This is a genomic window from Gallionella capsiferriformans ES-2, from assembly GCF_000145255.1.
Taxonomy (GTDB): Bacteria; Pseudomonadota; Gammaproteobacteria; order Burkholderiales; family Gallionellaceae; genus Gallionella; species Gallionella capsiferriformans.
Map to the genome: position 1 here is coordinate 1,773,676 of NC_014394.1, position 12,620 is coordinate 1,786,295.

Consider the following 12,620-nt stretch of genomic DNA (forward strand, 5'->3'; position numbering starts at 1 on the left):
AAGGCGAACTTTACGTTCGCCTTAATTTGGCGGAGTGGACGGGACTCGAACCCGCGACCCCCGGCGTGACAGGCCGGTATTCTAACCAACTGAACTACCACTCCAAAACTTGTACTACAGGTCACTTACCACTCGCTACTGATTGTTACTTACTGCAAATTGGTGGGTGCTGACGGGTTCGAACCGCCGACAATCGCCTTGTAAGGGCGGTGCTCTACCAGCTGAGCTAAGCACCCGACTAAAGAACGCTAGTTTACAGCATCTTTCAAACCTTTACCAGCACGAAATTTAGGAACTTTCGCTGCTTTGATCGTAATCGCTGCACCCGTTTGCGGATTGCGCCCCACACGACCCGCGCGTTCACCCACGGTAAATGCGCCAAAACCCACCAAACTGACTTCCTCACCATTTTTCAGCGCAGTCTTAATCGCGTTGAGCGCACCGTCAAGTGCACGCCCGGCGGCAGCCTTTGAAATATCAGCAGATGTTGCAATTGCATCAACTAAGTCAGATTTGTTCACGTTAATCCCCTGTTATTGTAATTAAATTTTTGACAGCAACTAAGTTGCGCTTTATATCAAACCCGCGATACACAGGTCAAGAGATTATGCGCAACAGCGGATAAAATTTAATGCTTAGTCGCAGCAACCGGTTTAGTCAGTGCAGTGTCGGCAACCAATTCGACCGCCGGCACTTCATCCTCACGGGGTACCGGCTTGCGTTCCAGCGCCATGTCCAGCACCTGCTCTATCCATTTAACAGGATGAATATCGAGCTTGTTTTTCACATTATCTGAAATCTCAGCCAGATCCTTGACGTTTTCTTCAGGGATCAACACCGTCTTGATACCGCCTCGCTGCGCCGCAATCAATTTTTCCTTCAGACCGCCGATCGGCAACACCTCGCCGCGCAACGTGATCTCGCCCGTCATCGCAACGTCCGCTCGCACAGGAATACCGGTGAGCGCCGACACCATCGCGGTGCACATGCCGACGCCTGCACTCGGGCCATCCTTGGGGATCGCGCCTTCGGGCAAGTGGATATGCAAATCCGTCTTCTGATAAAAATCATCATCAATCCCCAGGCGCTTGGTACGGCTGCGCACCACACTCAAGGCGGCCTGTATCGATTCTTGCATGACTTCACCCAACTTACCCGTCGTCGTCGTCTTGCCTTTACCCGGCAACACCACGGTTTCTATGGTCAGCAGCTCACCGCCCACTTCGGTCCAGGCAAGCCCGGTCACCTGACCTACCTGATTATGCTTTTCAGCCACACCGTAGGAATAACGGCGCACACCCAGATATTTATCCAGATTGCGCGAATTCACCGTCACTTTGCTGTCGCGCGTTTTAAGCAGCAACGCCTTGACGACTTTGCGGCAAATTTTGGAAATTTCCCGCTCCAAACCGCGCACACCCGCCTCACGAACGTAATAACGCACGATATCGCGCAAGGCCGTTTCTGCGATGCTGATTTCATCCGGCTTCAGACCGTTATTCTTGATCGCCTTAGGCACCAGATAGCGGGTCGCAATATTGATCTTCTCGTCCTCCATGTAACTTGAGACATGAATAATCTCCATGCGGTCGAGCAAAGCATCAGGGATATTCAAGGTGTTCGCAGTAGCCACGAACATCACGTCAGACAGATCGTACTCCACCTCGACATAGTGATCGACGAAGGTGGAATTTTGTTCGGGATCGAGCACTTCAAGCAACGCCGCTGACGGATCGCCCCGCATATCCTGCCCCATTTTGTCGACCTCATCGAGCAAAAACAGCGGGTTTTTCACGGCGACCTTGCTCATATTCTGCAAGATTTTACCCGGCATAGAGCCGATATAGGTGCGCCGGTGTCCGCGAATCTCAGACTCATCGCGTACGCCGCCCAGCGACATGCGCACAAACTTACGATTCGTGGCGCGCGCAATGGACTGACCGAGCGACGTCTTACCCACGCCTGGAGGACCGACCAGGCAAAGGATCGGCGCTTTAAGCTTATCGACACGCTGCTGCACAGCCAGATATTCCAAAATGCGCTCTTTAACTTTGTCCAGACCGTAATGATCTTCTTCGAGCACCACTTCAGCCTGTTTGAGATCAGCACTGATCTTGGTCTTCTTCTTCCAGGGCAGTCCGATCAACACATCAATATAGTTACGCACCACAGTCGCTTCCGCTGACATGGGCGACATCATGCGCAGCTTCTTCAATTCAGCTTCAGCCTTAACGCGCGCCTCTTTAGGCATGCTGGCGGCCTTAATCTTCTTGTCCAGCCCGTCAAAGTCAGCACCGTCTTCTTCTTCGCCCAATTCCTTCTGAATCGCTTTAACTTGCTCGTTCAGATAGTACTCGCGCTGACTCTTCTCCATCTGCCGCTTGACGCGGCCGCGGATGCGTTTTTCAACCTGCAGGATATCAATTTCACCTTCGAGTAATCCCAGCAAATGCTCCAGACGCCGTCTGACAGCCTCAATTTCCAGCACTTCCTGCTTCTGTTCAAGCTTGAGCGGCAAATGGGCCGCGACGATATCGGCCAACCGGCCTGCATCATCTATACCAGCCAGAGAGGACAAAATTTCAGGCGGAATTTTTTTATTCAGTTTAACGAACTGCTCAAACTGTGCGATCAGTGCGCGACGCATCGCCTCAGTCTCGCTGCCGTCACCTTCGATGGAGTGCAAAATATCGACTTCCGCCACAAAATGACTATCGATATCCTGAACGCTCAACACATTAACGCGCTGAGTTCCTTCCACCAGTACTTTGACGGTACCATCCGGCAGCTTGAGCATTTGCAGCACATTCGCCAGGCTTCCTATCGAAAACAGATCGTCAGTACCCGGATCATCCTTAGAAGCCGCTTTCTGTGCGACCAGCACGATAGGACGTCCGGCTTCCATGGCGAGTTCCAGCGCTTTGATCGACTTGGCACGGCCGACAAACAGCGGAATCACCATATGCGGAAACACCACTACGTCTCGTAGCGGCAATAGCGGGTAAAGTTCAATCGGGGTATCTTGTGCAGACATGGCAATTACCTATTCGTTGTCAGGATTGCTAAATGGGGATAGCTTACGCGAATACAATCCCTATGGGGACAAGAAAAACTCAAAAAACCGGGAAAAACCGGTTTTTTGAGTCGACGTGCATGACCAAAAAGCGTTTATGCCGCGATCGGCGTATCGGCGTAAACAATAATAGGTTTAATTTCACCCTCGACACCCGAATCATCCAGCACAACTTTGCTGACATTATCCATTGAGGGAAGATCAAACATCACATCCAATAACGCCTGCTCCAGAATCGAGCGCAAACCGCGCGCTCCGGTCTTGCGTGCCAATGCCTTTTTGGCGATTGCCAGCAACGCATCTTCACGGAACTCAAGCTCAACGCCTTCCATCTCAAACAGTTTCTTATACTGTTTGGTCAGTGCGTTCTTAGGCTCAGTGAGAATCTGCTTCATCGCAGCCTCATCCAGTTCTTCAAGCGTGGCAATCACCGGCAAACGACCGACAAACTCAGGAATCAGACCGAATTTGACCAGATCTTCCGGCTCCACATCCCTTAAAGTTTCGCCGGTCTTGCGCTCATCCACCGAACGGATCGTGGCCCCAAAACCGATACTGGCTTTAGAGGAACGATTGCGAATGACCTTCTCCAGCCCGTCAAACGCGCCGCCGCAAATGAACAAAATGTTCGTCGTATCGACTTGCAAGAACTCAGTGTTAGGATGCTTACGCCCGCCTTGCGGTGGAATCGAGGCTTTAGTGCCCTCAATCAGCTTCAATAACGCCTGCTGCACACCTTCCCCTGAGACGTCACGCGTGATCGACGGATTGTCCGATTTTCTGGAAATCTTATCGATTTCATCCACATAGATAATGCCGCGCTGTGCCTTTTCGACGTTGTAGTCACACGCCTGCAACAGCTTCTGAATGATGTTCTCGACGTCCTCGCCAACGTAACCGGCTTCGGTTAATGTCGTCGCATCCGCCATCACGAACGGCACATCCAGCATGCGTGCAAGCGTTTGAGCCAGCAGCGTCTTACCTGAACCGGTCGGCCCGACCAGCAAAATATTGCTCTTGGCCAGTTCCACCCCGTCGTCGGTATTGCACTTGAGGCGCTTGTAATGGTTATATACCGCAACCGACAAAATACGCTTGGCGCGCTCCTGTCCGATTACGTATTCATCCAGTGTTGCGCAAATATCCTTGGGCACCGGCAGTTCGGTCTTATCACCTTTAGCCGCTTCGCCCTGAATCTCTTCGCGCATGATGTCATTACACAAGGTGATGCACTCATCGCATACGAACACGGAAGGTCCTGCGATCAGCTTTTTCACTTCATGCTGACTCTTGCCGCAAAAAGAACAATACAACAACTTTTCGCCTGTCTTTTTATCGATAGCCATCTTTAGCAACCTTTGTTATCGTTAAACACGCTTTTCCAGCACCTGATCAACCAGACCGTAAGCGACTGCATCAGCCGCACTGAGGAAGTTGTCGCGATCGGTGTCGCGCTCAATCGCCTCAACCGTCTGACCGGTGTGATCCGCCAGCATTTGATTCAGCTTTTGTTTCAAATACAGTATTTCGCGGGCATGAATTTCGATATCGGACGCCTGACCGCGGAAGCCGCCCAAGGGCTGATGTATCATCACCCGCGAGTTCGGCAAAGCGAAACGCTTGCCCTTTTCGCCGGCCGTCAACAAGAAGGCGCCCATGCTGGCCGCCTGACCGATGCACAGGGTGCTCACGGCAGGTTTGATGAATTGCATCGTGTCGTAGATCGCCATACCGGCCGTCACCGACCCGCCGGGTGAATTGATATAGAAATGAATATCCTTGTCAGGATTTTCAGATTCCAGAAACAACATCTGCGCGACGATCAGATTCGCACTGTGATCGTTCACCTCCCCTACCAGGAACACAACGCGTTCCTTGAGCAGGCGAGAGTAAATATCATAGGCCCGTTCACCGCGCCCGCTGGTTTCAACAACCATCGGAATCATGCCGATATTTTGCGGCTCCAGGTTAAACATCTTAGTTCCCCATCAATTCAGCGAACGCGATCGCTTTGTCAGCAACCTTGGCGCGGGACAAGACCCACTCAACCACGTTTTCTTCCAGAACCAGATTTTCAATTTCCTGGAAACGGGCTGGATCTGCATAGTACCAGCGTACAACTTCTTCAGGATGCTCGAAGCTCTGCGCATAATCTTCAACCAGTGTACGAACCTTTTCAGGCTGCGCCTTCAGATCGAATTTCTCAACCAGATCCGCCAGTATCAAGCCCAGCTTGACGCGCTTTTCAGCACGCTCCTTGAACAATTCTGCCGGCAATTGCATGCCCTTCATGGCCATACCGCGCTTTTCCATGTCCTGCACGGTTTGTTCCATCAAACGCTGCGACTCCCATTGCACGAGTGCAATCGGCAACTCAAACTGAGCGACCTTAACCAGCACGTCCATCGCCGCATCCTTGTTGCGTCCCTTGAGACGGCGCGTGACTTCGCGATCCAGATTGCTGCGAATTTCGTCAGCCAGCTTTGCAACATCGCCATCTACGATGCCGACCGACATCGCGAATTCGGCATTCACTTCCGGCAATACACGACCTTCAACGCTATTTAGCGTGATGGCGAAAGTAACCTGTTTACCTGCGACATCCTTGCCGTGGTAATTTTCCGGGAAAGTCATATCAAAAGACTTTGTCTCGCCGACTTTCATACCGGCGATCGCAGCTTCAAATTCAGGCAGCATGCGTCCTGAACCCAACTCGACCGGATATTCCTTCGCTTCACCACCCTGAAACACAACGCCATCCAAGGTACCGACGAAATCGATGACCACCTTGTCATCACTGGCTGCGGCACGATCAACGGACTCGAAAGTCGCGCGCTGTTTACGCAGCGTTGCGATGGTGTTATCCACATCAGCCTGGCTCAGTTCGTACGTTGCGCGTTCAACCGATTCAGCCGCCACATCGCCCAGCACAACTTCGGGATAAACTTCAAACGTTGCGCTGTATTCGATTTCTTCAGCATTCCAGTCGCTGGTTTTGACGGTGAATTCAGGATCGCCTGCGACGCGCAGTGCTTCGGCAGCAACCGCAGTTGCAAACGACTGTTGCAAAGCATGTCCCAGCGCTTCCTGACGTGCTTCCATACCATAATGCTGCTCGAGCACTTTTGCTGGAATCTTGCCTGGACGGAAGCCGGCGATCTTAGCCGTACGACCGATGTGCTTCAAGCGATTGGCTACCTGAGTGCGCAATGCTTGCTGGGGGATAGTTGCGTTCAGGCGACGTTCTAACGCGCTCACGGTTTCTACGCTTGGCATACTGTGTTCCTTAGAAATAATTTAAATGGGATGCTGGGCAATGTGAAAGCCAATTTACAAGCAATTGAATCAATTTGAAATTAACAACAACACAATTTAATGTTGCGGATATCACACCTGTCCATTGCTCGCATCCGGCAGATTGTAACAGAATACCAGCGCACCGACACAGCACGCGCCCTCTCGACACACGAGATTATTATTCTACATACCGGGCTGAGCAATGCTATAATGCGCAGCTATGCGAAAGTGGCGGAATTGGTAGACGCACTGGATTTAGGTTCCAGCGCCTCGCGGCGTGAGAGTTCGAGTCTCTCCTTTCGCACCAAATAGATATTTCATCTGGTTTAAAACCAATCCGATTTTATTTATCCTGCACGGGCATCATCTCGGGTTCATACAAACGGACCTGATTACGTCCGCTCTGTTTGGCGTAGTACATCGCAATATCTGCATGCTCGAGTAATTCATGCTCACTCGCACCGTGCTCAGGATAAACAGCAACGCCAAGGCTGCTGGAAATTTGCAAACGTGCACCGCTAATCTGAAAAACCTGCTCGAGTGCGATGCGTATTTTCTCAGCCACGGTCAATGCATCACGCTGATCCTCACTGCTGGTCAACAACACGACAAATTCGTCACCGCCCATTCGTGCCACCGTATCGGCTTCACGCACACAAGACCTGATTCGAGCGGCAACTTCCTGCAGCAGCAAATCTCCCACCGCATGCCCCAAGGTATCGTTAACAGGTTTAAACTGATCCAGATCAAGATACATCAGCGCCAAGTGCATTTTGTCGCGTTTTGCCAAAGACAACGCCTGACGCAGACGGTCGATTAACAACACGCGATTGGGCAAGTCAGTCAGTGCATCGTGTTGCGCCTGATGACGGATATTTTCCTCATCCGCCTTACGCAGCGTAATATCAGAGAAGGCGGCAACGTAATGCGTCAGTTTTCCATGCGGATCGCGCACCTGCTTGATAGTCGACCACTCGACGTAAAGTTCGCCATTTTTCCGGCGATTCCATAGCTCACCGCACCAGCTCCCAGTACAGGTTAATTGCGCCCACAGCTGCCGGTAAAAATCCGCATCGTGCTTACCGCTCGACAACAGATGAGGATTTTTTCCGATCACCTCTTCAGCCTGATACCCCGTCACCCGGGTGAACGCGGGATTGACCATGACGATACGATTATCTGCATCGCACACCAGTATGGCCTCATCTACGGTATTAAATACCGTACTGGACAGGTTGAGCATTTCTTCCGCTTGTTTGAGCATATCGATATCAGTATGCGTCCCGATCATGCGCAACGGCTCGCCTGCCGCATCAAAACTCACCACCCGCCCCCGATCGAGTATCCACTTCCACCTGCCATCTTTACACAGCAAGCGATGCTCGTTGAAATAGGCTGGCAACGCACCGGCAAAATAGGCCGCTACATCCGCCTGCACTTTTGGCAAATCTTCCGGATGAATACGGCGCATCCATTCATCCAGATGATCCGCTATCTCGTCGTCGGCATATCCCAGCATCTCTTTAAGTCGCACAGAAAATTTGACCTCATTGGTCTGAACGTTCCAGTCCCAGACACCGTCACCGGCCCCTTCCAGCGCGAAACGCCAGCGTTCCTCAGCTTCTATCAGACGCTGTTCAAGTTTTGCGCGACTCATTGCATAGCGTATCGAACGGATCAGATCGTCGGCACAAAATTCTCCTTTAACCAGATAGTCCTGCGCGCCTGATTCCAGCGTCTGCAAGGCAAATTCCGGATCGTTGTGCCCGGTCAGCACGATCAAGGGCAAGGCACCTGCCGCGCGCCGTCCATCCTGCACCGTCTGAAGACCACTCGAATCAGGCAGGGTCAAATCAAGCAACACCACATCGGGTACATTTTTCTGCAAATACAGCTGTGCCTCGGCCATACTGGTCACCCAGTCTATCGTGAACGTTGGCGCACTCTTCATAGACTGACGCAACAAGCTCGCATCGCTCTCTTCATCCTCCACCAGCAAAATCCGGCACGGTGCATTGTTCATCATGACGCGACTCCATCGGGTAATTCAAATACAACCATCGCACCCCCGGCGGGAAGATTCTCGATCCATATTTTCCCGTGCCGGCTCTCGACAATGCGGCGCGCGATAGACAAACCGATACCCGCGCCCCCATCGCTTCCATGACTTAAACGTTCAAAGATTTCAAAGACGCGCTCCAGATATTCGCTTGGAATACCGCACCCGTTATCGCTAATACGAAATCGGCTCAATGCGCCTTCACGCTCCCCGCTAATGCAAATAACAGGTAACACATCAGGATCTGCCGGCTGACCGTGCTTGAGCGCATTATCGAGTAACACACCGAATAGATCGTTAAGTCGCGCGCGATCGAGCATCACCTGCGGCAACGTCGTCATTTCCACCTTCATATTAGGTGGCATTTTGTGCAGATGGGAAGCGAGCAATTCATTCGGATCTTCCAGCTGAATTTCACCGCGCGGCATTCCTGCCGCGAGAAAAAGCTGCACATCGCGTATCAAGGTACGCAAACGAAAAGCATCCCGTTCGATGTAGTTCAGCGACTCCATAACCTCATGATCCTGACACGTATCTGGCATTTCGTTTACCCGCGTACGCAATTTTTGCGCATAACTGATCAGTCGGCGCGTCGGCTCCATAAAATGATGGGCGGAAACATCGGAAAATCGCGTCAGGTCGGCATTCGCGCGCTCCAGCTCTGCGCTGCGCAACTTAAGATCAGTGTCTGCATTGATCTGCTCCGTGACATCGGATCTCAGATACAAATAGCTGGCCACCTTCCCCTCATTGTTGTAAATAGGCGAAACATTGATCTGCTCCCAGTACAATCTACCGCTCTTATGTCGATTGCGGATGACGCCGCTCCAGAGCTTTCCTGCCATCAATTGGCTCTGCACATCGCCATATTCAGCCTCTGTCAATTCCGAAGAAATAATTTCACGCGGGGTACGATGCTCGATATAAAAATCTGCAAACTGATATCCACTGATACGACTGCACGCTGCATTCATATATTCGAGCACGCCGTTTGTATCGGTGATCACAACACCGGTCGGATTTTGCTCAATCGCCTGCGCCAGACGATTGATTTCCATCTCGAACAAGTGCCGGTCCGTAATATCTGTCGCAATACCATCCCAAACAACTAACCCTTCGTTATTCTTGCGCGGATGAGACTTAAACTGCAGCCAGCGCCACTCGCCATCAGGTCGCTGCATTTGCAATTCCATCGAAAAATTGTTCAAACACTGCAAACTTACCGCCTGTGCCGCAGCGTAAGTCTCGCGCTGTGCAGGCGCAATCTGTGCCAACAGAACCATTGCATCCTGCAATACCTGATCAACCTTAACGCCATTGGTGCGCTCAACCCCTGAACTCAGAAACAGGAATACGGGAAACCCCTCATTTAGAGTGTACTGATACAAAAAGCTGTCGGGCAAACTATTCCCCAGATTCAGCAACTGTATTTCCCTGTCCTTGATGTCGTCGGTGAGTTTTTTAAGCGCTTCACTGGCTGCTCGCAACTGAGCTCTGCTTGGCAGAGTCATGACGAGAGGCTTTAATTTCCACAACAAAATGAGCGCCAGCATAATGACAAATGCCGTCAGCATGTCCATCAACACTTCGAGGTAGTACACCGGGTACCACAACTCAATGACATGCAACAGATGCGTGAACCCGCACGTCACAATAAAACCGGCAAACAGCCAATGCAGATATTTAAAATCGATATCGGTGCGATCGCGTATAAATTTTAGAACCATCAGAGGAGCGGCAAAACAAGACAGTGCAATCAGAAGATTACCAATGATCAGCACCGTCGCCAATTCAGGCTGCCACGATATCCAAGAACCGTGTGCAATTGAAACCGCTGGCGTTAAATTGTCGATCATGCTGTCATCCCTTGATTTTTACTATCCTCAATCAGTTGCCGATGCGACATCGCTTCGCGCAGCACCCTATCAAGTTGCTGCAGGTCTACATCCATCCAGCGCAGCGGCAAGCCGATTTTTTCGCCAATCGCGATTGCTTCGGCTTCAAAATCACCTGAACAGGGAGTGCGCAGACACAGCAGCGATTTATTGGACAACTGAAATATCTCGCGTGTCACATCGGGGTTATCCCCGAACGTTTTGCCTATCGCCTCATCCCAGCGCAAGGCCCAGTCTTCGAGCAGAAAAAAAGCGCCGTCGCTCAGTTCTGCCATAAATCGCTCCGGCCCCAGTAACATCTCCACACAGTTTTGCCCTGCAGTTCTAAAAATATGCGCCGTTTCCAGTATTTTTTCCATACGGGGATGGCAACATCCGTAAAAAACAATCACATCGCGGCCTCTGTTGCGCAAAATACCGCTTTGCAAAGCATGTGCTAATTTTTCGAAATTGACATGCAGCGACGAATCCAGAAAATCCGTGTCCAGCTGCCAGCCATTTTTTTTAATCAGCCACCTCACTTCAGCCTGCAAAATGCCACAGCCCAGCAGCATGCAATCGGGCGTAGCCTTATCCGACATCAAATCCGCCCGTATTCCTTGGCAGCCGCGATCATGGCTTTAATATTTTCCTCAGGGATACCATACGGCATCACCACCGTGCCGAAGAATAATTTTTTCCCCTCCGCCAATCCGCCCTGCACAATGCGCTTTACCTCGCTTCGCACCTCGTCCGGCGTCCAGTCCAGCAACTTGATATCATTGATCACCCCAGCGCAAAGTGCCCGGTCACCGATCAGACGCATCGAATCGGTAATATTATCCAGAGGACCGGGATAATAAGTCGTGATACCGACTTCGCGAATGACTTCATCCACCACGGAATTTAACCGCGCGCCCCCCACGTAATACACCACACCATCCAAGCCGCCGGGTTCCAGATCACGCTTGATCCATTTGAGCGAGAGTTCCTTGAACAGCTTCATCGGAATAATGTCGGTCGAACCATAAGGGTCGGCATACACCAACACATCGGCACCCGCCCGGCGATAGGCCTCGATTTCCTTACGGAAAAAATCGGAACATTTTTCCAGCAGCATGTCGCGCACGGCAGGGTCGCCTATCATCAGCAACTCCATCCATTTCTCCATGCTCATCAAAATGGCGGGAAGCGACATCGAAGCGGTCAGATAGGCGCAGATCGGCACCTTACCGCCGACTTCGCGCTTTAAAATTTCCAGACACTTAGCCGTCTCGGCAAATGCAGGGTGTGTACTGATGTCGTCAGGCACCTGCAAATTGGCGATATCCTCGTACGACTGGATGATGTAATCCTCAACATTAGGCGGGCCATCGGTTGCGTAGCGAATTTTTTTACAACCGAAAAGTTCGGCTTCCCGCCCCACGTAAAACAGACTCCAGACGTTATCGTGTCCGAATTTTTCCAGCATTTTCAACTGCGCTTCGGCGACATGTTCCCCTTTGGAGAAATATTCCTCGATGGACAGGCCAAGTTCACGTGCGCCCTGATCGAGCAGGTTGCAGAACACCGGAATATGGTCGAGTATTTTGCCGTTCGCAGCGGCAAGCAATCTGTCCATACTCGTAATCGCCTTCACCTCCGCAATGCAATCCATAATCACTTTCAAGGCCGATACGCCATTTTCAGCCCAAGCGTCCGCCTGCACCAGTTTATACAGGTCAGCATCGTAGCGGAACGGCGCACCTCCCACCACCAGCTTGATTTTGCGCTCCAGCCCGCGCGCCTTGAGTATCTTGCGCACTTTGAGCGCGCCGTTCTCGCCGCGCGCCGTATGCACCATCATCGCCGATACCCCGATGACCTGTGCGCCACGCGCCACGGCCTCATCCACGAAACGCTCTGCTGGCACATTGACGCCAAGATCGGTCACCTCGATCATCTGCGCTTTTAAACACCCGATCACAATGCGTTTACCCAGCGTATGCAAATCTCCCGCTGCCGTACCGATCACGACACGACCGGTAATCTCCGGGGGAACCTTGAACAACAGCAGCATTTTTTCGGTCACATCGGCCGCAATCTGCGATGTCATAAAATGCTGTGCCAGATTGGTATCAAATCCTTCGCTCAGCGCCTTAACCATCAAGTCCATGCCCGGAATCACAACCTTAAACACAATATCTTCAGGAGTCAGCCCCTGTTCGATGGCGTCAGCCACCACTTGCAGCGCTCGCGTTCGATCGGTGTCCATCACCGCCTCGTTGTAGCTTTTGATCACCTCATCTAACATCACGCGCCCCTTCATGATCCGAAC

Annotated in this window: 9 protein-coding genes and 3 tRNA genes; 1 reads left to right on the forward strand and 11 read right to left on the reverse strand. The window is 51.7% G+C overall.

The window, feature by feature from the left end; all coding sequences use genetic code 11:
• Nucleotides 1–27: 27 nt before the first annotated feature.
• The 7 genes from GALF_RS08125 to tig form a co-directional block, all read right to left on the reverse strand.
• Nucleotides 28–104, reverse strand: a tRNA-Asp gene (locus GALF_RS08125).
• A gap of 56 nt (nt 105–160) precedes the next feature.
• Nucleotides 161–236: transfer RNA gene (locus tag GALF_RS08130), tRNA-Val, on the reverse strand.
• Nucleotides 237–248: 12 nt separating this feature from the next.
• Nucleotides 249–521: an HU family DNA-binding protein gene (locus GALF_RS08135; RefSeq protein ID WP_013293579.1), complete on the reverse strand. Its 273-nt coding sequence runs from the start codon at nt 519–521 to the stop codon at nt 249–251.
• Nucleotides 522–628: 107 nt separating this feature from the next.
• Nucleotides 629–3,034 carry an endopeptidase La gene (gene lon, locus GALF_RS08140; protein WP_013293580.1) on the reverse strand — a complete coding sequence of 802 codons (2,406 nt, stop codon included), beginning with the start codon at nt 3,032–3,034 and terminating at the stop codon, nt 629–631.
• 134 nt (nt 3,035–3,168) lie between these two features.
• Nucleotides 3,169–4,419 (reverse strand): ATP-dependent Clp protease ATP-binding subunit ClpX, encoded by a 1,251-nt coding sequence (gene clpX / locus GALF_RS08145; protein WP_013293581.1) that lies wholly within the window; start codon nt 4,417–4,419, stop codon nt 3,169–3,171.
• 21 nt (nt 4,420–4,440) lie between these two features.
• The gene (gene clpP / locus GALF_RS08150; RefSeq protein WP_013293582.1) at nt 4,441–5,049 is read right to left on the reverse strand and encodes an ATP-dependent Clp endopeptidase proteolytic subunit ClpP; all 609 of its coding nucleotides are present in this window, start codon (nt 5,047–5,049) and stop codon (nt 4,441–4,443) included.
• Between the two features lies 1 nt (nt 5,050).
• Complete coding sequence (tig, locus tag GALF_RS08155; RefSeq protein WP_013293583.1) at nt 5,051–6,349, reverse strand: trigger factor; 1,299 nt, start codon at nt 6,347–6,349, stop codon at nt 5,051–5,053.
• 243 nt (nt 6,350–6,592) lie between these two features.
• Here tig and GALF_RS08160 point away from each other — a divergent pair.
• Nucleotides 6,593–6,677 (forward strand) — tRNA-Leu (locus GALF_RS08160).
• A gap of 36 nt (nt 6,678–6,713) precedes the next feature.
• On the opposite strand, the gene GALF_RS08165 is transcribed toward GALF_RS08160, so the two are convergent.
• The 4 genes from GALF_RS08165 to GALF_RS15935 are packed head-to-tail and all read right to left on the reverse strand — an operon-like array spanning nt 6,714 to nt 12,596.
• A complete protein-coding gene (locus tag GALF_RS08165) occupies nt 6,714–8,396 on the reverse strand; it encodes a diguanylate cyclase domain-containing protein (protein WP_013293584.1) in 1,683 nt (560 codons plus the stop codon).
• Nucleotides 8,393–10,285 carry a PAS domain-containing sensor histidine kinase gene (locus tag GALF_RS14990; protein ID WP_013293585.1) on the reverse strand — a complete coding sequence of 631 codons (1,893 nt, stop codon included), beginning with the start codon at nt 10,283–10,285 and terminating at the stop codon, nt 8,393–8,395. Before GALF_RS14990 ends, GALF_RS08165 begins: the two co-directional genes overlap by 4 nt.
• Nucleotides 10,282–10,905 carry a DUF1638 domain-containing protein gene (locus GALF_RS08175; RefSeq protein ID WP_013293586.1) on the reverse strand — a complete coding sequence of 208 codons (624 nt, stop codon included), beginning with the start codon at nt 10,903–10,905 and terminating at the stop codon, nt 10,282–10,284. Before GALF_RS08175 ends, GALF_RS14990 begins: the two co-directional genes overlap by 4 nt.
• Entirely contained in the window at nt 10,905–12,596 is a 1,692-nt protein-coding gene (locus tag GALF_RS15935) for a uroporphyrinogen decarboxylase family protein (RefSeq protein ID WP_013293587.1), read from the reverse strand. Before GALF_RS15935 ends, GALF_RS08175 begins: the two co-directional genes overlap by 1 nt.
• Nucleotides 12,597–12,620 lie beyond the last annotated feature (24 nt).

Excerpts from the sequence above, each read along its gene's own strand:
- lon (WP_013293580.1), bottom strand. The coding sequence starts at position 3,034 with ATGTCTGCACAAGATACCCCGATTGAACTTTACCCGCTATTGCCGCTA.
- clpX (WP_013293581.1), bottom strand. The coding sequence starts at position 4,419 with ATGGCTATCGATAAAAAGACAGGCGAAAAGTTGTTGTATTGTTCTTTT.
- clpP (WP_013293582.1), bottom strand. The coding sequence starts at position 5,049 with ATGTTTAACCTGGAGCCGCAAAATATCGGCATGATTCCGATGGTTGTT.
- tig (WP_013293583.1), bottom strand. The coding sequence starts at position 6,349 with ATGCCAAGCGTAGAAACCGTGAGCGCGTTAGAACGTCGCCTGAACGCA.
- GALF_RS08165 (WP_013293584.1), bottom strand. The coding sequence starts at position 8,396 with ATGATGAACAATGCACCGTGCCGGATTTTGCTGGTGGAGGATGAAGAG.
- GALF_RS14990 (WP_013293585.1), bottom strand. The coding sequence starts at position 10,285 with ATGATCGACAATTTAACGCCAGCGGTTTCAATTGCACACGGTTCTTGG.
- GALF_RS08175 (WP_013293586.1), bottom strand. The coding sequence starts at position 10,905 with ATGTCGGATAAGGCTACGCCCGATTGCATGCTGCTGGGCTGTGGCATT.
- GALF_RS15935 (WP_013293587.1), bottom strand. The coding sequence starts at position 12,596 with ATGTTAGATGAGGTGATCAAAAGCTACAACGAGGCGGTGATGGACACC.